This window comes from Agarivorans sp. OAG1, from assembly GCF_037076485.1.
Taxonomy (GTDB): domain Bacteria; phylum Pseudomonadota; class Gammaproteobacteria; order Enterobacterales; family Celerinatantimonadaceae; genus Agarivorans; species Agarivorans albus.
This window is the reverse complement of sequence record NZ_AP028990.1, coordinates 151,662-172,899: the sequence shown is the minus strand read 5'-3', so window position 1 is coordinate 172,899 and position 21,238 is coordinate 151,662. Positions and strand designations below refer to the sequence as shown.

16 protein-coding genes are annotated in these 21,238 nt (G+C 46.0%); 1 reads left to right on the top strand and 15 read right to left on the bottom strand.

What is annotated here, in order from left to right; translation table 11 throughout:
• Nucleotides 1-6: 6 nt before the first annotated feature.
• The 15 genes from tssG to tagH are packed head-to-tail and all read right to left on the bottom strand — an operon-like array spanning nucleotide 7 to nucleotide 18,460.
• On the bottom strand, nucleotides 7-984 hold the full coding sequence (gene tssG, locus OAG1_RS00825; protein ID WP_016399936.1) for a type VI secretion system baseplate subunit TssG: 978 nt from the start codon (nucleotides 982-984) through the stop codon (nucleotides 7-9).
• Nucleotides 981-2,810, bottom strand: a complete 1,830-nt coding sequence (tssF, locus tag OAG1_RS00820) for a type VI secretion system baseplate subunit TssF (protein ID WP_338623159.1) — start codon at nucleotides 2,808-2,810, stop codon at nucleotides 981-983. Before tssF ends, tssG begins: the two co-directional genes overlap by 4 nt.
• A gap of 3 nt (nucleotides 2,811-2,813) precedes the next feature.
• A complete protein-coding gene (gene tssE, locus OAG1_RS00815) occupies nucleotides 2,814-3,293 on the bottom strand; it encodes a type VI secretion system baseplate subunit TssE (RefSeq protein WP_016399938.1) in 480 nt (159 codons plus the stop codon).
• Nucleotides 3,293-4,102: a type VI secretion system accessory protein TagJ gene (locus OAG1_RS00810; protein ID WP_338623155.1), complete on the bottom strand. Its 810-nt coding sequence runs from the start codon at nucleotides 4,100-4,102 to the stop codon at nucleotides 3,293-3,295. The genes tssE and OAG1_RS00810 overlap by 1 nt, the downstream gene beginning before the upstream one ends.
• 4 nt (nucleotides 4,103-4,106) lie before the next feature.
• Nucleotides 4,107-5,663, bottom strand: a complete 1,557-nt coding sequence (gene tssC / locus OAG1_RS00805) for a type VI secretion system contractile sheath large subunit (protein WP_152783829.1) — start codon at nucleotides 5,661-5,663, stop codon at nucleotides 4,107-4,109.
• Between the two features lie 34 nt (nucleotides 5,664-5,697).
• The gene (tssC, locus tag OAG1_RS00800) at nucleotides 5,698-7,191 is read right to left on the bottom strand and encodes a type VI secretion system contractile sheath large subunit (protein WP_016399941.1); all 1,494 of its coding nucleotides are present in this window, start codon (nucleotides 7,189-7,191) and stop codon (nucleotides 5,698-5,700) included.
• Entirely contained in the window at nucleotides 7,188-7,703 is a 516-nt protein-coding gene (gene tssB, locus OAG1_RS00795; protein WP_016399942.1) for a type VI secretion system contractile sheath small subunit, read from the bottom strand. The genes tssC (OAG1_RS00800) and tssB overlap by 4 nt, the downstream gene beginning before the upstream one ends.
• 47 nt (nucleotides 7,704-7,750) lie before the next feature.
• Nucleotides 7,751-8,860, bottom strand: a complete 1,110-nt coding sequence (gene tssA, locus OAG1_RS00790) for a type VI secretion system protein TssA (RefSeq protein WP_016399943.1) — start codon at nucleotides 8,858-8,860, stop codon at nucleotides 7,751-7,753.
• A 4-nt stretch (nucleotides 8,861-8,864) separates the two neighbouring features.
• On the bottom strand, nucleotides 8,865-9,689 hold the full coding sequence (locus tag OAG1_RS00785) for a protein phosphatase 2C domain-containing protein (protein ID WP_227981479.1): 825 nt from the start codon (nucleotides 9,687-9,689) through the stop codon (nucleotides 8,865-8,867).
• On the bottom strand, nucleotides 9,683-10,369 hold the full coding sequence (gene tagF / locus OAG1_RS00780) for a type VI secretion system-associated protein TagF (protein ID WP_016399945.1): 687 nt from the start codon (nucleotides 10,367-10,369) through the stop codon (nucleotides 9,683-9,685). Before tagF ends, OAG1_RS00785 begins: the two co-directional genes overlap by 7 nt.
• Complete coding sequence (tssM, locus tag OAG1_RS00775; RefSeq protein ID WP_338623144.1) at nucleotides 10,351-13,890, bottom strand: type VI secretion system membrane subunit TssM; 3,540 nt, start codon at nucleotides 13,888-13,890, stop codon at nucleotides 10,351-10,353. Before tssM ends, tagF begins: the two co-directional genes overlap by 19 nt.
• 21 nt (nucleotides 13,891-13,911) lie before the next feature.
• Nucleotides 13,912-15,216, bottom strand: coding sequence for a type VI secretion system protein TssL, long form (gene tssL, locus OAG1_RS00770; RefSeq protein ID WP_016399947.1), 1,305 nt, complete (start codon nucleotides 15,214-15,216; stop codon nucleotides 13,912-13,914).
• Nucleotides 15,217-15,240: 24 nt separating this feature from the next.
• Nucleotides 15,241-16,566, bottom strand: coding sequence for a type VI secretion system baseplate subunit TssK (gene tssK / locus OAG1_RS00765; RefSeq protein WP_152783839.1), 1,326 nt, complete (start codon nucleotides 16,564-16,566; stop codon nucleotides 15,241-15,243).
• A 20-nt stretch (nucleotides 16,567-16,586) separates the two neighbouring features.
• Nucleotides 16,587-17,051: a type VI secretion system lipoprotein TssJ gene (tssJ, locus tag OAG1_RS00760; protein ID WP_016399949.1), complete on the bottom strand. Its 465-nt coding sequence runs from the start codon at nucleotides 17,049-17,051 to the stop codon at nucleotides 16,587-16,589.
• Entirely contained in the window at nucleotides 17,048-18,460 is a 1,413-nt protein-coding gene (tagH, locus tag OAG1_RS00755) for a type VI secretion system-associated FHA domain protein TagH (protein ID WP_338623136.1), read from the bottom strand. Before tagH ends, tssJ begins: the two co-directional genes overlap by 4 nt.
• A 433-nt stretch (nucleotides 18,461-18,893) precedes the next feature.
• Between tagH and OAG1_RS00750 the strand changes: the two genes are divergently transcribed.
• Nucleotides 18,894-20,951 (top strand): serine/threonine-protein kinase, encoded by a 2,058-nt coding sequence (locus OAG1_RS00750; RefSeq protein ID WP_338623134.1) that lies wholly within the window; start codon nucleotides 18,894-18,896, stop codon nucleotides 20,949-20,951.
• The last annotated feature ends 287 nt before the right edge of the window (nucleotides 20,952-21,238 follow it).

Genomic DNA, 21,238 nt, shown 5'->3' with positions numbered 1-21,238 from the left:
AATCTACTACGCGATGGGGATTTTGGTTTGTTCGTCCATTCGCTTACTGTTAATGGTTAGCGCGCTACCTTGGCCTAAGCCCAAACCGGTTTTACCTAAACGCGAACTAGGCATATCTCGATAACGGGCCATTAGGCTCCAACGAGGACGCACGTGCGCGGGCAAGTATTCGGCGACGGTTTCTTGTAATAATGAAAGTGTTTTACTGCCCGGCAAAAGTTGCTGAGCCCCTTGTGCATTGGCTGCATGAATTTCAATTTCTAATGCAGAACCTACATCCCAGACCTTGCTGCCAATGGTGGCACTGCGTCCTAGTTGCGCATGTTGTCCTTCTGGATTAACCCGGCTCGCTAAGCTGGTTTGCTCTTCATCACTTAGCGATAGCCATTGTCCTAAATGCTCATTAATCACAACCTTGCAGCCTGAAATAAGCTCTACAATTTGCTTTAAACCTTGCGCACTACGAATAGACTGAGCAAACAAACCACCTAGGTATTGTTGGGTATGATTTGAAGTACCAGATAAAGAGTGCAAGGCACTAGAAATAGGGTCTTTCTTGTTGGTTTGCTGCTGACGCTGATACTGCAGTGGGAACTGATATTTCTCCCAAGCGCGGTGATATAAAGAGATCAGGCGATGATGGAAAATATCCAGAAAGTCTCGCATCGATTCGTCTTTCTGCTTGCAACGATCCATTACCCATTCACTGTAGTGACGGGGCATCACACCACTTGGACCAGTTAAACCAAAGAAGTTAACAAACACCGAATAAGGCTGATTTTCAGAAACAGGCGCTTCTACCCGCTCCAAAGCTTTGCCCGGAAAACCCAAGTTTTGCGGCACTTTAAAACGTAAGGCCTCATTCTTGGGTAAAGTATCAGAACCCACACCGTTGTGCTGTGCACCTCGGCCAGCTTGAATAGCAACCACGCTGTGGTGGAAGTCTTGCTCGCTGCCACTGTTTAAGGTGTCAAACAGCTTCATATCAGCTCCTTGTCACCAGCCATCGCCGGCCAACGGTGTAATACATTGCTGGCACCCAAGTGTTTAATCGATAAACGGGTGAAGCTGTTTATGGTGGTGTACTGAGCGAAAAAGTGCGCCAATACGTTGCCAAAGAAGAACAAGTTAATACCGGAGAGTTCTTGATTAACAAACTCCAAAATAATGTCTGAACCGTGGCAAAATCCCACTCGGCCATTTTGCACAACCCGAGCTGTCGCCCGCTCGATGTTTACCTTAGCGATAGCTTCAATCAATACTTTGGTTTGTGGTGATTGCTTAAAATCGTAAAGCTGTAATAGCTCTTGCAGTAACTTAACCGCATTAGGCTGGGCAAAGTGATTAAGGGTTAGATGACTAGCCAACTGCCAACGGGAAGCATCAAACATAGCGGGGCGAATAGGCTCGCTAAAGGGCAATAAGCAACGGACATTCTTAAGCGAATCGGCACGGCTCGGCACCACTATCGATGGCTGTCCACCACCAAAAGGCAAGCGCGCTGGCAAATTTCGGTTACTGCATAATGCTTTAGCTGATACCAACCATTGTTCATGTTGCTCGATATCTAAGGCTTTAGCGTCACCATCAACCACTGCTAAGTAGCTTTCAACACCGGGTTCGTCGTGTCCACCAGCCCATTTATTTAATTCACGGCGTAGCGTCCAGAACAAATTCCCCGCTTGAGGGTAATGCGGTAACTGGCTACCGTAAAACGGCGTTACATCAACACTGTTGTCGTGTTGATCGAAGGCTTCTACTTCGGTTACTCGCACTACTTCGGAGATATCTGCATCTCGATAACGAGGCACTAAGCGGTGTTCGAAACGAGCGGGGTCTAAACGTAAAGGCTCCAGCTCATCTTCAAATAGGTTTATCACTGGCACACAACCCAGCAAAATATTATCGGCGGTAAGTTGCTTCGCCAGTATGTCTGAATCGCTATCAAGATAAATGTATAAATCCACCTCATGCTGGTCACCAAACCAACTAGGATCTAAATCTTGTAGCTCAAAAAACATGAACTTTTCAGGGCAAAGAAAGTGCTCAACCAGCAAGCGATAGCCATTAAAAGTTCGCTGATCATAAGGCACCACTCTTTCATCATCAGCAAAACCCACCGCACTAATATGACGGGCCTGCAAGTAGTGATTAGCTTGTAAACTGCCCGGAGAGGCAAACGCCAATCCCACACTAGATTGGAAAATAAGTTGATAAAGCTTGTAGCTAAGCTGCGGTTGTCCGTGAATGTAGAAACGCATTTTTTGCACGCCCACATCACTAAAGGCCACATCATCAAATTCACAGCTTAAACGCAGTTTTATTACCGCTGCAGCATTCTTTTGAAAGTTAGGGCGTGGCGCTTTAAACGGCGCACCTTCAAAGCTCGCTTGAGTAACTTCTACTGGCCACATTTCGGTATCGTAGCAAGTATTAAAACGACAACTTTTGTAACCCGGCACTTGAGTTTCTAACTCGGTGCCTTTGGGGATCATCAAGCTATAGTCAGTAACATTTTGCGTGCTCATTTTGATTACCGACATCGACGGAATTGGCGCGTGGTAATCGGGATATAATTGCCCTAACAGAGCTTCGGTTAGCTCTGGAAAACTGTCATCAAGCTTTTGTCTTACCTGTGCCGTAAGTAACGACACTCCTTCGAGTAATCGAGAAACATGTGGGTCTTCCACACTTTCTTCGCTCATGCGCAAACGGCCAGCCACCTTGGGATAGCGCTCGGCAAACTCAGCCCCCATGTGGCGTAAGTAAGCTAGTTCGCGGTTGTAGTACTTTAACAGCTCGTCACTCATGCTCTACTCAACTATTTTTATGCCAAGGCATACCGGTTCAACTTCAGAGTCAAAGGTCATTTCCTCTGGCTCAGGATCGGCATGACAAAGAGCATGAATACGCAAGCGCAATACCCGATCAAGCGGTTGCTCTTCACTTACGGTTGTCACCGATAAATCAATAAAACGAGGTTCAAATTTGCGAATGGTTTGCTCAACAATTTGACACAACATCTCGCGGCCATCTTGGCTGCTCAGAGGCATAGATGAGAAGTCTGGCAAACCATAACTAAATAGTGATTTGTCCAACTCGCTGTACCATTCAGGCCAGGTATGCCAATGCAACTTGGCGTTAAGCAAAGCCTCTAGATCGCGGCGAATACTGCGCCGATAAGCTTGTCGCCCGTAGCTTGAATAGATATCACTGCTTGCAGCATTCTCATCCAAGTTATTACTTAACCTGTCGAGTAGTGAAAGCTGCAAAGCGGGTTGAACAGTGCTCATTACTCAGCAGCCTCGGTGGCTGTTTCTACAGAGAACGACTCCAACTGAGAAACAGCTAATGCGTCATCATTTACTAACCACATTTTTTGCCCTCGACCTTGGTAAAACTCAGAGCCTAAAATGGCTTGCCAATCGGTTTCTCTACCTAGCTTTTCTGCATCGCTTTGGCTGTTTACATAGGTCATTGGTAAGAACACTTCGCCGGAAGGGCCATCTTTAATGTCTAACTCGGCGCGGCGCCAAATGTGCTCAAACAAGGTGGTTTCGGGCAGTAGCTTTAACCAAGTGATGTCAGAGAACGGCACAAAGTAATACAAACCATTAGAGCCAAATACTTCTAGGTAACCCGCTAAGCTGTCATCTAAATCACGCAGCTCGTTACAGTTTTTACCGTTAATCTCTACTTCAGCTGATTGGCGTAAGCTTTCTAGTTGCTGAGCAGCTTGTTCAAACTCGCTTTTGTTATCACTTAACTGTGCCAAGCGCACTTCCACCAAAGGCGCTAAAGTTTGCGACGCGCCCGTCACCAAACTTGCGGTATCGCCACCAGCAGCAAAATCTACCCGCGATTGCGCGGCATGCACTAGTTGGCGCATGTTTAAGGCACCTGGAACACACTGCGGATGCTGCTTAACCAACAAGTCCAACTGCTGATCAGCACGCTCTAGCTGGCCATCAATACATAACAATTCAATAAAACTGCTGCGTGTATCTAAGTCCTTAGGCATCACTTTTAGGTGAGCAATGGTTTGCGCGATTGCTTCACTTAATTGTCCTTGTTGAATCAACTGCTTTATTTGTTGTTGCATCTGTTTATCCTGCTTGGTTATAGCTTGGAGATAACTCAGTTATCAGGCGAATACTGGAGATCATTTGGTCGAGCTGAAAGTGCGGACGCAAATGGATAATGGAGTAATAATGGCCGGGCTTACCGGCTTGTTCTTTAACTTGAATCTTGGCTTCGTTTAGCGGGTAACGCGCTCGAATTTCGTCGGAGGCTTCATCAGAGGCGGTGGTGTACGCATGCAACCAACTTTGCAGGTCACGCTCAATCAAGTTAGCGTTATCAAATGAACCGACTCGATCTCGCCCCATCACTTTTAAGTAGTGAGCAAAGCGAGAAACACACAATACGTATTGCAACATCGACGATAAGCGCGCATTTACCGCTACCGATAAACTGTCGTAGTTTTTCGGTAAGTTGACGGAGGCATTGCTATACAAAACTAAGTGCTCTGTATGCGGAACTGTAGACACCGGAATAAATCCGCTGTCAGACAATTGCTTCTCTAAACGGTCGCCAACTTGCAAATTCACCGAGGGCTTAGCCGAGCGCATATGGCGCGAAAACTTAAAGCGAGAACTGGGTAAATCGAATACCAAACCGTGCTTGTATTGGCCTGGCTGCAAGCCACGAATTTGGCTAAACCAGCCAGATTCTTTAAAAGCGCGCAGAGCCACGGCTGCGACACCATATGCGGCGTTACCCCATAGGTAGTCACCTTCGGCATCATTAACTTGCTCAACAAACATAAAGCCTTCTTGGCGACGGCCATCTTGCTGATAGGGCTCACGCATTAAAATATTGGGCGCGGTAATACCTAAAAAGCGGGAGTCTTCTTGGCTACGCAGCTTGCGCCAATTGATGTATTCAGCTTGCGAAAACTGTGCACTAATATCTCGAACTGATGCCAGCTCACTGAAGAAATCGACACCAAACATTGATGGCGCAGCGCCAGTAACAAAAGGCGCAAACGCGGCGGCTGCTGCATGGCTAATTGCCCGCAGCGCATCAATGTCGTTAGTAGGCATGCCACGTTTGGCTTTGTGCGAGATTTGGTAGTCACCCACAATCATGCCAAAGGGTTCACCGCCCGGCATGTTGAACTCATTGGTATAAATAAGCTTGAACAGTTCACTCTGATCAAACTCGATGGCACGAGATACATCGCGGCAAAGCTCGCGCCAGTTAAGGCTAATTAACTTAACCTTGGCAACCAGGCTGTGGTCTTGAGTACCTGAATGCTCTGTAAGGTATTTCACCCCGCGCCAACTGGCTTCTAAGTCCTGAAACCGTTGATGGTGAATAATCGCGTTCACTTGGTCATTTAAACGCTCATCAATGTCGCGAATGGCACGCAGCAAAATCGGCCTTAAGGTTTCCGCCGTCCAGGCCGAGTCATACTGTTGATTGTCTCGTTCTAACCAAATTCGCAGTGCTAAATAGGCATCTTCTGCCGCTAAAAACTTATCCACCACTTGGCTCTGGGCACACCAATCCACATCAACATGTTGAGTATCTAACTCAACTTGATGCAGGCTTTGGCTATCCACAAAACTCAGTGGTGGTAAAGTTTGGCTCATGGTCATAGTAATAAGGCGGGCCTTGCGGCCCGCAATCTAGTTATCCGCCGATTTCAGGGATTTTTGCGACTAAGCGCAGTGAAGTAGTCAGTTCTTCCATTTGCAACCAAGGACGTAACCACGCAACTGCGTTGTACGAACCAGGCGCGCCCGGAATCTCTTTTACTTGAACTTTGGCGTCAGCCAATGGGTATTTAGCTCGGATTTCTTGACCGCCGCCCTCAGAAGCATTCACGTAATTAAGAATCCAGCGGTTAAGCCAGTTTTCAACGTCTTCGGCTTCCATAAAGCTACCAATTTTGTCGCGCGCCATTACTTTTAGGTAATGGGCAAAACGAGAGGTGGCCATCATGTAAGGTAGGCGAGATGAGATAGCCGCATTTGCTGTTGCGTCTGGGTTATCGTATTTCTTCGGTTTTTGACAAGTCTGCGAACCAAAGAACACCGCGTAATCAGTATTTTTGTAGTGACAAAGCGGTAAGAAACCTAACTTGCTAAGCTCTGCTTCGCGACGGTCGGTAATACCAATTTCGGTAGGACACTTAAGATCTGGGTCACCGTCGTCAGATACAAATAGGTGAGAAGGTAAGTTTTCAACCTTACCGCCACCCTCTGCACCACGAATAGCCGTACAGAAACCATATTTAGCGAAGGCTTCAGTCATACGTACACCCAGTACGTAAGAAGCATTCATCCAACAGTACTCGTCGTGCTCGGTGGTTTGTGCCATACCGGTTTGCTGATCAACTTCGAATTCTTCGTAGTTGAACTCTTCAATGGGTGTAGTTGCTTCACCGTAAGGTAAACGCGCTAATACACGAGGCATCGCTAAGGTTACAAAGCGTGAATCATCGCTTTCGCGGAATGAACGCCATTTAGTGTATTCAAGAGACTCAAATACTTTTTCTAAATCACGAGGCTTGCTAAGTTCTGTCCAGTTATCAAAACCAAACAAGGCTGGCGAAGAAGCTGATAAGAACGGCGCAAAACCAGCGGCAGCAACGTTCGACATTAAGCTTAACGACTCAATATCTTCTGGGTGATTGGTAAATTCGTAATCGCCCACCAAGGCACCATAAGGTTCGCCGCCTGGCGTGCCAAATTCAGATTCGTACACTTTCTTGAAGATCTGACTTTGGTCAAACTCAACCGCTTTACTTAAATCTTTGTGCAGCTCTTTTTTGCTCATGCTAAGCACACGGATCTTAAGTGTTTGGCTGGTTTCAGAGTTCATCACCAAGTAGTTAAGACCACGCCAAGAGCCTTCTAGCTTTTGAAAGCTTTCGTGGTGCATCACTTCAGCAAGCTGCTTAGAAATTAGCTCATCAATACCGGCAATGGCTTCTCTAAAAGTTACAGTTAAGTTTTTGTTCCAACTCACTGTTCCCTTTAACGCTTCATCAGTAAGCGTACGTAATAATTCTTCTGAACGAGAACTATCTGTTTGCTTAGTGGCACCAATCGCTTGTTCTAAAATTGAACCTTGTGCTTCTTCAACACTTGGATCTAGAGTAGTTTGGCTTTCTACGCTCATTCTGACCCCTCCGCACTAGGCTCTTTTTCAAGCTCACCTTTTAGCTTCTGCAGAGAATCAGTATTGTTAAGCACTTCTTCTAAGATGTTTTCCAGATCTTCTGAGCGGTCAACCTTAGTCATTAAGTCACGCAGTTTATTACGGGTGTCCATTAACTTACGTAATGGCTCAACTTGGTTAACTACCGCAGCCGGATCAAAATCTTTCATTGAGCTGAACTCAAGCGCTACTGACATTTGTGAATCGTCATCAGCCAGCTTGTTATCAACTTTAAATTCCAGTTTAGGATTCATACGCTTAAGTACGTCATCGAAGTTATCACGGTCAATTTGGATAAAACGACGGTCTTTTAGTGGCTTTAAGGCTGCGGTGTTGTCGCCCGCAAAATCGCCCATTACGCCCACTACAAAAGGTAGTTCCTTTTTAACTGCAGCCCCTTCAGTTTCTACATCATAAGTGATGTGAACTCGTGGCTTGCGTACCCGAGACAACTTGCCGTGGATACTGTCCATATCAATCTCCTTGTTCTTGATTAACACGCAGAGCGCTAAGCACCACGTTAGTCCTGTGATTCCGATGAAATACCAGTCAATCGGAAATAACCGGTCCGAGCATCGTTGTCAGAAATCAGTTCTTGCAATAGATCTGGCAAGCTCATTCCACTCCAACGAACCACTTGTTCAATGGCATAAGCCATTGGCGAGTGAGGCTCGGTTTGCTTAAAGAACTCAGCAATTTTGCCGAGTTGTTGGATCGCGTCTGCGCGATTTCTTAGTTGATTACTGGGTCCTTCTGGCACTGCCTCACCGGACTGTTCATCAGATTCTGTTAGTGTTTCTTCAGTTACCGTTTCAAGCTCAACCGCGCTAAGTTTGTCGGCAGCCAAGTAACGCACTGCCTCCATGCAATCGGTTAAACGCTTAACTATGTGCGAACTAGGTTGTGGCTCACCCACCGCTTCATCCATTGCTGCAGATAACTGCAAATAGGCTTGAGAAGCCGCTTCAATGTCTTGCAGTAATTCTGTGAAAAACGCGGTACTGGTGGCTTTTACTGTAAGGGTGATGTCTTCAAGCTTTACTGCGCCAGAAGCATGGCGCTGGTTGCGCTTAGTTTCTTCTAAACGCTCAACTTCACTGGCTTGCTCAAACTCCCACAGCGAATACGGCTGCTCTTCGATAAGGTCAGTGAGTGGCACGCAGGCAATTGGCATCAACAGGGTGCCTTCGCCGTCGTAGCCGTTTAGACCAACTAAAGGAGCAACACGTGTCACTAAGCCATCTTCGTCTGGGCTTGGATATAAATGTTCCCAATGGTTTTCAATTAAGGTGCGCGCAATATCAAAGCCTTGGCGTAAGCCTTTAAAGCCTTTGCGGCGAACTAAACCTTCGATTAACCAAGCCGCTAACTCTAAGTCTTTACAGCTTTCAACCAGTACTTCAGGTACTTGATTGATAATCGGGTCCCACTCATTAGCAAAGCTAAGTAAGGGTTCGTTATCCACCAAAGCATTACGTTCCGCGGCGCGAGCCGTATTACGCACATCTTTGAGGGTAAAATACGTAGATAATGGCGATGCGTCTAAACGCGGGTCTTCGCCGGTTGGTAAGTCTTCTGACACAGGCTGTGCAAGTTTTTCAAAATCAATATCAGACAATTCTTGAAACATTCGCTTAGCCTCTCACCGAATTACGACGATTAAAAAACACCGGCACGGTGTCATCACAATGCTCTTCTTCGCTATCAGCATCGCTTTGGCTCACCTTAACCAGTACACAGCTCACGTTATCGCTAGCGCCTTTTACCAGTGCTGAATGCATTAAAGCCAAGCCAATATCAGAGACGCTATTTGCTTGCATGCACATGGCTAAATCGGTGTCGTTAAGCTCTTTAGTTAAACCGTCTGAGCACAGTAAAAACTGGTCGCCAGGCAATAGCTGACCAGAATTTTGGTCAACGGTGAGTTCATCACTTACGCCAATGGCGCGAGTAATAACATTTGAAAGAGGATGATCTTCCGCTTCAGACTCAGGGATTAAACCCTGCTCCACCATGTCCATTACTTGGCTATGATCGCGGGTTTTACGCTGTAAATGATTTTGGCGCATCAAGTAGATACGGCTATCACCCACCCACAAGCAATGATAAAAACCATCGCGCACATGCAGTAAAACAGCGGTACTGCCAGCGGTTTTTCCATCGAGGTGTTGCTGAGAAAAATTGATGATTTGCTGGTTAGCTTGCAACAAGGCCTTGCGTAAACAATCGATGCTTAAGCTGGCTGCTGGGGTTTGCTCAACACACTGCTTCACACTATCAATCACCATTTGGCTAGCAACATCACCCGCTGCATGTCCACCCATGCCGTCGGCGACTACCCATACGCCTTCTTCACGTAAATCAAGCACTGCATCTTCGTTGTAAGGGCGAACCTTGCCAGGATGGGTTTGCGCAAAACTAACAAAAAATCCATCCATCAGAGTTGGACTAGCTACCATCCCCATTGCTCCCATTGACCATCTAACATGGCTGAAAATTGGCTCACTAATGGCAAACTTTCGCTCACCAAACTGCACTCAGGAACTAGCTCAGAGCCATTAGTCCACCAGATGCAGTAACGATCTAAACGCTTACGTAATTGCTGATGCAGTAAATGTTCAGCGCTAATCGCCTGCTCACTTTGCAACACTAATTGCTCGCTCTGCTTAGCATGGTTAAGCAATGGGTTAGCGGCTTTGATGCCATCTAACCAATCCAGTTCTGCCACGCTTTCTGCCCAGCGAACCACGTCGGTATCATCATCCAGCAGCTTTAATACTTTTTCTTCGCTTAGCTCGCTCCACTCACGTTGCTGCCATACATCAACCGGTACTTGGTTAATCGGTTTGGCCATAGTGAAATAAAAGTGTCGGCCTACTTGGTCAACACTCGGCATTAAGGTGCCCGCAATAGCAGACTCACCACATACCCCAGCGGAGAGAGCAAAGTGCCAAATAGGACTGGTTAGGTAACAATCTAACCAACGCTCGCCTTGCTGCTCACGGCTTACCGCAATAACGGCCTGCAACCATTCACTCCAGCTGGCAACAAAATCACTCGGTAAATGACTTTGAATAAAGTCACCACGTGCTGGCACTTTGCCAAAGTAACCAAAGCCGTTTACAGCGTTACTGGACATGAGAACCTCGCTAAGTCTTTAGACCAGAATGGGTGCATAGCGGTTGTTGGAATCAACTCCAACTGCACTTTGTTCCCCTTAAACTCAATATCCAATACGTTATCTTTACGTGAGTCAGGGCGCTGCTTAGCTAAACCATCAAGCATGCGGAACAAGCCCCAATGCCCTGGGTAAGTCTCTGAAATAGAGTGACCTGATTTAGGCGGCACAAAGGCTAAACGGGTGCTGCGGCTAGAGTCGGTTGGCCAAATAAAGTGAGAGGTACGCTGCGGACCATGGCGATACACCAATTCTTGTTCGCCCAACTCAACCCGGAAGTTATTAATGTGGCCATCTAAGTAAAGCGGCTTAAGGCCAAACTCCACCCGTGGCGTTTGCGAGCCAGGCTCAAAAAATACGTCGCGAATACGGCGAGCTTGTTGGAACACTTTTAGTGAGCCTGGGTCGATGCCTACCGAACGCTCTAACTTCCAGTTACGTTTGCTGGTATCAACGGAAGACTTCAAGTAACGCTCAAAGAAGGTATCCATTGTGCCGCCATAACCAAAGAAGCGACCAAAGTCTTTTAGGCGAACTTCATCAGCCGCTTTGCTATCAAAGGGATACTTTCCACGAATCGCGGCGCGGTATTCTTTGTAAACACTGTCTTTCCAAATCGCATTAACATGTACCTGAGCACCACGTTTAGCCAACGAAGAGGTTTGGCTAGACAGCTCGCCTAGCATGGTTGAAAACGGCGCCGGTAAATCTTTGCGAGAGCGACGTAACGCACTAGTAACCGCAGCTTGGCTGTTGTCATCCATCAAACTGGTGTAAGCCCGTTTGTTGTTTGACTCAGACAATACTTCTAGATAATCACGCAGTTGCAATAAAGAGACATGCATGCCTTCTAGATCGGCTTCGCTAATGTTCAAGAAGTCTTCAAATTCTGCTTCTACTTCAGCGCCGGGCAAGGCCAATTTTGCCTTGGACATATCGTTTGGTAAGAAGCGGTTAATCCGTGCTTTTTGATTCTTCAAAGCAACATCAGCAACATTGCCAGCCACTTCACCGGCCATTTTAGTGTTGTCACTCATTGCCACTTCGGTAAGACGTAACTCTTTCTGCACAGCCAGAATAAAGCTTTGCAGAGGTCGCTCAGAGCCAGTTAAGTTCTTAGCTAGCACTGCGCCATCTTTAGCTGAAGCGTAAGGGCGAAGTTGCACGTCGGCCAGCAATTGCTCCCACTCAAAAACGTAATCTCGGAAGTAACGCTCACTCACCGCTTTAACCACTTCATCACGGGTTGCTTCATCTATCGATAAGCTGTCGCCATATACCCAGCTGTCTTCCATCAAGCGTTTTACAATGCGGTTATTTTCAATGCGGAACAAACCGTGGAAGCCGCTGTAGGTATAAAGGCCAGGAATGCCTTCATGTAACGGCTCACCGCTATTGCGGATGAATACTTGGCGGCCTTGGCGACCAAACACATCACTCAATCTAAAGTCGGCTACGTGGCTAGACAAAAACTCTATACGTAAACGTTGATAGGCACGTTCGGCCAAAGGCATACGGGTTAACACGCTACGCGCCTGAGCAATCGCGTTGTCATTAACCGGGACAAGGTTAATTCCTTCAGCAAACAGGTTTCGAGTATGGGCCATTAAGTCTTGGCGAAGGCCTTGGTTAATTTCACCCGGTAAACGGCGCTCGTAAAAAATCTCAAACCAGCTATATATTTGTTCAATTTCACGGTGCTCGGCATCGTAAATCATCAAATAGGTTTTAAGCGTTTCGTAGAGGTACTCGAGGTATTCTTCGTTCTCTGCCAGCTCGTGAGTAAGCGACTCAGTTAAGTAGGTCGCAAAGAAACCTTGTAATGCTCGCTGATAGGCCATTTGTGCCGGTTGGCCAATTTTTTCACCCTGATAAAGCCCCATGCGATGAACATCTTCATTCACCAATTGCTGGCTAAAGCCAGCCGGTAAATCGCGTAAAGCGTTCAGGGCCTGAACCAAGGTAATTACGTCGGTATCGGTAGACAAACCAGGTTTAACAATGGCCTTATACTGATCCACAGCTGCTTCGCTGGTATCAACCAATTGTTTGTTCCAACTGTAACTGTTGTACCAAAGCAAACTACAGGTAAGTAAGCTAACCACACAGCCGCCAGCAACAATGCGTCGTGTCCACATTGAATGTTTTTGGTGGTGACGATTCACCGAACCAACAAACTTTTCTGGGAAAATTACGTCTTCAAGCAAACGCTTAATGAAGTAACCCTTAGTTTCTCCACCTTGCTGTTTTAGGGGAACTTGCCCTAAACCTAAACCGTTTGAGGTTTCGGCCATAACCCGATCAATCGGTTTACCCTCTTGGGTAGCACTCGCAATATACAAACCGCGCAACATTGGCGCTTCTTCAAAGGCATTTGGCGAGAATATTTCTTTTAAGAAATCATCAATGCTCGATTGCAATAGATGCATTTGCTTAGGGAATTCGTACATTAATGTACGCTTATCAATATCGCGTTCTTGCTGTAAACGAACGTTTAAGCGAGTTTGAATGCGTTTCAAAAGACCGTGGAACTCACGATTAAATAAACCCACTACGCCAGTGTCAGCATTCTCAGCAGTAAGCGGGAAAGTAATTCCCCAAATTTGCTCACGTTCGTTAGCGTTTAAGTCGGCGAAAAATTCACTAAAGCCGGCAATCAAGTCAGCTTTAGTAAGCACCACATAAACCGGGAACTGCATACCTAATTGGTTCTTAAGCTCCTGAATACGTTGCTTAATCGCACGCGCATGTAAGTTGCGCTCGGTACGAGTTTGTTGAATTAGGCTAGCCAAGCTAACGGTAACAATTGCGCCGTTAATCGGACGTTTAGTACGGTATTTTTTAAGTAGACCTAAAAAACCTAACCAAGCTCGAGAGTCTTTAGCGCTGTTGCTGTCTTGGGTGGTATAACGGCCAGCAGTATCAATAAGTACCGCTTTGTTAGTAAACCACCAATCACAATGGCGGGTACCACCAACACCAGCTAATGGGTCATCACCTAGCTTGTCTTTTAGTGGAAACTCTAAACCTGAGTTTTGCAGCGCGGTAGTTTTGCCAGTGCCAGGAGGGCCGATCATAATGTACCAAGGAAGCTGATATACCCCTTGGCCCTTAGCCAAACTTGAATTTTTAAGTACGTCTAAAGCGGTAACCACGCGCTCGCGTAAGGTTTCTACCTCACGACGGCTTTCTTCGTCATCGCCATGCTCATCTTGACCATCTAGTAACGATTGTACCGCTTCTTGATTTTGCTTAGTGCTACGAACGTGCTGCCAAAACTGATAGATAATGCAGATTAATGCCAGCGTAATGATGGTGAACCATCGAGCACTGGCGCTACCTAAAGGCTCGGCACCTGCAATCGCAATCAATGGTCCGCCAAACCAGATCAAAAAGGCCAGCGCCAAAAAACCCAGCAAGGTGATTGCCCATTTAGATTTAAGCATTTGTACTAAGCGTTGAAAAAACAAACTGTTAAACATTTCTCAATCCTTTAAGTTTGCTTAATAAAGCAAATCAATCTCTACTCGACGGTTCAACGCACGCTCAGATTCGGTGTTGTTACTCGCTCGAGGATCTGAATCACCTCGCCCTTCTGGCCATAAGCGCCCTTGTAGCAAGGTGCCTATCGACATACTGTTGGCTACGGCAGTGGCGCGAGCCAAAGATAAGTGCCAATTTGAAGGGTAGCGACTAGTGAAAATAGGTTGGTTATCGGTGTGGCCGGTAATCAGCACTCGGCCAGTGGTTGACTCAAGCGCCCGCGACAATTTTTGCAGAACAGGAACTACCGAAGACTTCACTTCGGCGCTGCCAGGGCTAAATAGCTCACTTGAGTTGATGGTGATTCGAATCCGGTCACTCAGCGGTACAATTTCAAGCAACTGGCGGTCTACTTCAGTTTGCAAGCGCTGTTGCAACATCAATACCTGTTGTTCATCAACTTCAGCAGTATTGGTGGTGGTGCTTTCCCAGCGGGCTAAGGTATTAATTTGATTAAACACTTGGTCAGAGTAGCTGTTAATGAAATAGCTACAGGCCATATAGATAGACAACAGCAATACACCAAATATTGCGGCAATCACCCAGATAGGTAATCCGCCATTAGCTTCACTGCCGATGCTGACACTGGCTTGGCTTTTGGGAGAAAGTTCAATATCGGCTTCGCCATGAATAGCTTGTAAACGCTCAAAAGCCTGCTGGCGATATTCTTCAAGCTTGTCTTGGCCGCGTTCTTCTACGCGCATTTTGCCAACAAAACCGAGTGACAAGCACAAGTATTGCAGCTCAAGCAACTGAGGTTTAGCGTGTGGTGCAGCGAGGTTTTCATCTAACAAGGTAAAGAAGTGTTCACCGCCCCACGTTTGCGAATGAAACGTAGACAACAGGCTATCGCTGGCCCATACCGACTGGCCGCCCCAGTTGGTGTTTAATACTGTTTCATCAATAAAACAACATACGCAGTAACGAGAAGCTTCGATAATTTCGGCACTCACCTGCTGGTGACGTAAGTTGGCTTCGTAGTCACGAATTTTATCGATACAAACCTGACGCAATGAAGCGATGTCACCGTGTTTTACGGTGCAACGAATCTGTCCCACCATCGACAAAAGTGCACTAGCTTCATCAATCAGCGGGTTATCGCCAAACTTTGGCAATTGCACACCACGCTCTTTGTTTTTAGAAGGCGTAATCACTACGGTGCATTCAGCCTCTGCTGCTGAAGCTGCAATTTTGCCCAAGTCGCTTACTGGCTTATTGCCACCGCGACTCCCAGGTCGAGGCTTCATTACTGTCGCTTCTGACATCTTATTTCATCCTTGGAACATTAATTACTGGCTAATTGCCCAAATTTGCATTTCAAGCTCGGGATAGTTACCCGACAGATGGATGGCTACGCCACCACTGGCACTAAGCCGTGACCAGTAATCGTTGCTTTTATCCAATTTGAAATAGTGAAAGCCGGCGTGATATGGAATTTGTCGCGGCGCTACCGGTAAGCCAATGGCAGAAATACCTGGCAATTGGTTATTCACCAAATCTCGAATGTGTTCAACCGGTCCGATTTTCACTTGAGCAGGGAAGCGCTTGCGCAATTCATCCGGGCTGATGTTGGCGTTTACCGCTAACACGAATTCGGCGCGTTCTAATAAACCTTTATCTTGAACTTGGGCGATTCGGATACCGTAGTTGGTTTCGTCCAGTGCAATTTGTACTGCCGTTTGCTCTAGTACCATGCTCATGAACTGGTTAAGCACCACCATCACATCGCCAAATACTCGGGTGAGTTCATCGTGTTGATAACCTGGAAGTTGTGGAGCGCGTTTATCTTTGCTAGAAAAAGTGGCTAGCTCGCCGGCCAAACCTGCTAACTCCTGGAACAACCGTTCTGGGTGTAAGCCGTTAGTTGCCAAGATATGAGCAATCAATGCGTCATATCGGTTTAATAACTGCAACATTAAAAAATCTGCAATTGAGCTGGCACTGCCCTGGCCTGCGCCAATACGTGCAGCTAAGGCTTCAGCACGTTGGCGTAACATGCCATGCACTTCGGCCAATTGTTGCTTAAGCACCGAGTTAGCTTGTGCATTTAAACTTGCGGGAATAAATTTCTCGTCGAGGCTAACTTGCCCCTCTTCCGAAACTTCAATGATCTTAGCGATAGCTAAGGTGTCGTAGCCCGATAAGTTGTCACTTTCTAACTTAAGCTCAAAGCCAGCCTGGGCTAGTTGCAACACTTCCACCGCATCATTACCAATGTTGGTGTCTACCACTTCATGATCAACAAAACGGTAGCGAGTCACACTACGACCTTGTGCCGATACATTCAGTCCATTGGACTTTTCGGTAGGCAAAGCCAAATACACCAACTGATCTCGAATACTGCTGTCCAGCGACAACGCTTCAGGCAAAGGATCACGAGTGGGGCTAACCATTGCCGCACCATCTTGCAAACACGCGCTAATACTACTTAAGCCGAATTTACCGTTACTTAGTAGGGAGCGGTCTACACTTAGCTCTGTTACTCCCCAGTAGTAGCTGGATTGCTGCAACAAATTCTGCTGCAACTGAAAATTCAAACTGCGTTCTTGCTGCTGAAAGTGTTGAGGACGCAAAAACATCCCCTCGCTCCACGCGACACGACAAAAGTCACTCATGTTTAATCCCGAAATACTGCTTATGGATTGCCAACAAATACAGCGAGCTCACCTACGTGAACATCAAAGGTTTTGTAATTAGTAGGGTCGACAGTGACCACTTCACGCCAGCTGGCGGTGTCAATGTCTCGATAGGCGACAAGCACGCCGGCATAACGAACACCAGGCGATAAAGAAAGCTTGTATTCAAATTGGCTACCGGGTTCAAACTCAAACTCGGTGCGATTGATTAGATCAGGGCCAAGCACTTGGGAAGCGTCATCGTACAAGGCGAAGAAATCTTGGCTATCAAACAAGGTGCGTGAAGACAGCTCAAATACTTTAACCACTACTGGCGAAGCTCGGCCGGTGATATCGGGGTTAACATTGTTGGCTACATGAAACTGTAGCTTTGAATATGGTTCGACTACGTAGTTGGCTACAGTACAGCCCAACATTGACATACTCAGTAGCACACTAAGTACTAATTTCCCTACTTTGCTCATCGTTGTCCCTTTTGCTCTATGCTTTTTAAGGTTGATTCATAAGCCTTGGCAAAATCTTCCATGTAGAAGGCATTGCTGTTTTGGCTAAACTCATTTTCCAAATCACTGTAGATCGAACAGTAACGGTTCCAGCTTTTATGCTTTTCAATTGCCGAATACATCTTGGCAATCCCTTTGGCGTTCTGATCTTTGGATTCTATCGATTTAGGGTCGAGCAGCTGCATAACACCTGCTACTGCACCTTCAACCCCAGATAACAGCGCATATTCATGGCGCTCTAAATCGATAAACGCTTCTTTAACGGCTCGTTCTGGCGGTAAAAATCCAGCCGTTTTGCGTTGTAATAAGTTATGAATGGCATCTTCGGCATTAGTAGAAAACTTAAGCGGGTTGTTTTCATTCCTTCTGAAAGTCGTTTGATTGATGCGACTGTTCTCTTTAAAGGCTGCGCGATTGTGTAAGGTATTCATGATGCCATCAAGGGAGTCGCGAGTTATCACGCCCAACTGATGCCACCAACGTACAGGGTTATCCTGAGAAACTAGCTCGGGAGATATTCCCATTCCTTCCAAAAATGCGGCCAGATGAGCTTGCTCATCTGCGCTAGAATACTGTGGTTTAACGGCAGCTGCAGGCGCTGCCGGAGTAGCTTGCTTTGTAGTAGCAGCGGCAAAAGCGAGTGGATCATTGGCCATTGTATTTGCTACTGCAGCAACTGGCTCTGCTACCGCAGGCTGCTTAACTTCAGGAACAGCAGCACTTGGCACGGCAGCGGGTTGCGGCGGAGCGCTAACGGCAACGGGTTCTTGTGGAGCGGGACTGGCAAACAAAGCATTCCAATCTTCCGGAATGCTGGACTGCTCATCATTCATCGATTGCGGCAATGCAAAAGCGTCATCAAGATTGGCATTAAGCTTAGCGTCTAAACTACTGCTGCTGTTTGCAATAGGCTCTGGTTCAGCCAATACACCAAAATCTTCTTCAAGATTAGTTGCTGGCATTGCAGCGGGAGCTTGAACAGTAGGAGCAGCTGTGGCTACCTGAACAGAGCTTGGCGCTTGCTGAGCAATAGCTTGAGCGGATATCGCTACTTCTATTTCGTAGTCGCCAATTGCTAAGGTATCACCGTCGTTAAGCTGATAAGGCTGGTCTTTTGCTAAGGCCTCTACCGAGCGGTTAACAAACACGCCATTGGTAGACGTATCGTATAGCCAAAACTGCCCATTGTTTGACTCAATACGCGCGTGACGACTAGAGATAACTCTTTCTGGATCGAGCAAACACCAAGAGCATTGGCTTGCCCTACCAATGGTAATAACTGACTCCCCTGACGTAGTAGAGAGCGTCTTCTTCTCTTCCACACCAGAGGTAAATCTGTGATAACTAATCACAGATAAACTCAAATTCATAATCTTCCGTCCCTTAGAAGTCTTTTTATTTTGAGAAGAACCCATTCCCTCAAAAATACTAGTGATTTAGATATCACTAGAAAAAGAGCCGCTATTATTACACTTAATAAATAATCCAATCAATAGAGATTATAATAATTTTAACAATAAAATTTTTCTGGCTTTCTTTGTGTTTTGATATTTTTATTGTTAGCATCCAAGCCTTTGTTTTAGCTGTATTGAGTGTCGGATTTCTTTACAGTGAACAAAAAACAAACAAACGCAATGGTCATTTTAAATAACATGAATATTGTTCTTGTATGGCTACAAGTAATTTAAAAGTAATATAAATAACAAGATCTAAAGAATTCTAAATAAACGGTAAAATTTAATTAATATATTTGTCATGCATTATTAAAGTAATGTATATGGCTAGCGAATTAGGGTAGTACTCATGGATGATGCAAACAAAGATCAAGCTGCTTCGCCAAACACCAAGGCTGAAAATAAAACTGCAAGCTCAACGGCATCAGATAAAACCGTTGTAAACAACACCGAAACAGCAACAAGCAAAAAAACCAATGCACGCTCCAACAAAGAGCAAGTGATAAATCGGGTGATTAAAAAGCGCTACCAAATCGAAGACCTAGTGGGTCATGGTGGTATGTGCGATGTTTACCGAGCAAAAGACTTGTTGCTAGAAGCAGCTGGTGACAGCCAACCTTATGTAGCCATCAAATTGCTGCAGAAAGAATTTCATGACCAACCAGATGCTGCTCGAATTCTTATCCGAGAAGCACGCAAGACTCAGCGCTTAAGCCACCCAAATATCATCCGAGTACATGACTTCGGGGTAGATCAAGAAGATTACTACCTAGTTATGGAATGGTTAGATGGGCAAACACTTGATGAAGTCATTAAAAGTCATCGCCCCAATGGCCTTACCTTTAAAAGCAGCTTGGCGCTACTCACTCAGTTAACCTCGGCGCTTCGTTATGCCCACCAAAATGGTGTAGTACACGCCGATTTAAAACCGGGTAACATCATGTTATCTCGAGATGGCACCATTAAGATTTTTGACTTTGGTGTATCTCGCGCACTCAACCTAAATGCCGATCAATACGCTGCCGACAAACCTGAAGAAACTTCACCAGTTAGCGGATTTACACCAACTTATGCCTCGCCAGAGTTGTTAGATGGCGCCGCACCAAGCATTGCAGATGACGTATTTGCGTTTAGCTGTATTGCCTACGAGTTATTGTCGAGTAAACACCCCTTCAATCGTAAAACAGCTAACCAAGCGGCTAAAGAAAACATTACTCCTAGTAAGCCAAAGCATGCGCCTTTGTTACGTTGGGGTAAGTTGAAGCGCGGTCTCAACTTCAATCTAAAACAACGAGTAACCGATTTAGACCAAATCGAAAAAAGCCTTACCCAAAGCTTTTTAAAGCCCAGCTTAAGTGTGATTGCCATTGTTGGTGTTGCCGGTGCGCTCAGTTATGGTTTCCAGCAAATGGATGGTCAGCTAAAGCATAGCCAACAAGAATTAAGCCGACTACAGCGGGAGAACTCAGCCAATCAAGACTTAGTGAGCTTAAGTCCGCAGCAGTTTTTGCCTATGCTAAATACCATTCCGGCAAAACAACATGTACCCAAACAAGCCTTGCTAAGAGACAAGCAACGTTTGGTGATCGATTTTTACGAGAAACAAATCGACGACTTACTTAATAATCGCCAAAACGCTTACCCAGATTATTACGCTATCCAATCTTTGCTGCAGGAAGTAAACCGCATTTACCCAGATTCATACAGCTTGGCCTTAATTGCCGAAGACGTGAACCAAGGGTGGATGGGCACGGTTGAAGCATTGGTTCAGCGACTCGACTTACATTTAGAGCAAGGTCGTTATCAACATAGTGAAGATGGCGATGACGTTTACACGATTTACCAAGATTTGCTGCAAGTGAGAACTGACTACCAGTTTGCACCTAACGAAAAATCTGAACAGGTATTTACTCAGTTATTTGATAAAGCGGCCGACCAGCTTGATGTGGTTGCGTTAGCGCAAATGATTGAAACAGGTGAAACCTTCTTCGCCAACAGCGAACAACAGCAAGAGCGTATTGCTCGAGCACTTGAGCTAAAAACTGCCATTGCTGCTATGGCTAGTTACAAACAAGCTATCGCCGATGAGCAAGAAGCAGAGTTTCCCTATCAAGCCGCTGAAGTGTTTTACCAAAACCACTTTAGTCAATTACAAGAGCGTATCAATGGCCTTACTCGGGTGAAAACCCTAGATAAAATGGCCAAAGAAGTAGACAGCATGGCAAAAGACTTGCCCGACGATTTTTCTCACTTAGTTGAAACTCGTCAAACAATGGCCAACAAATACCTTCGCTTCTCTGATTACTTGCTGAAAAAACGCCGCACCAAAGAAGCTGGCGCAGTAATGAAGAAAGCCCAAGACTTGATGACGAAGGTGCAAGATGCACGAGTGGCAGATAATGCCTAACCACGCTGTTGCCTGTTAGTTCAAAACAACGAGGCCGAGCAATCGGCCTTTTTTCATTCAGCTGCGCCCGTATCTTATCTCTTTTCAGCCAAAGGTTGAGCCCCTAGCTTCGTTGGCTATCTGCAGATAAAAGCCATTACCTTTTAATAGTTTACGAAAAAACTACCCACTAAAGCCTCTTTCAGAATGTAGCCATACTCAGGTCTTTTAACATGTCTAAAAGGTGTTCAAAAACGCGAGAATGCTCACAGCACACTACAGTTAAATTATATAATAATACAATTAAT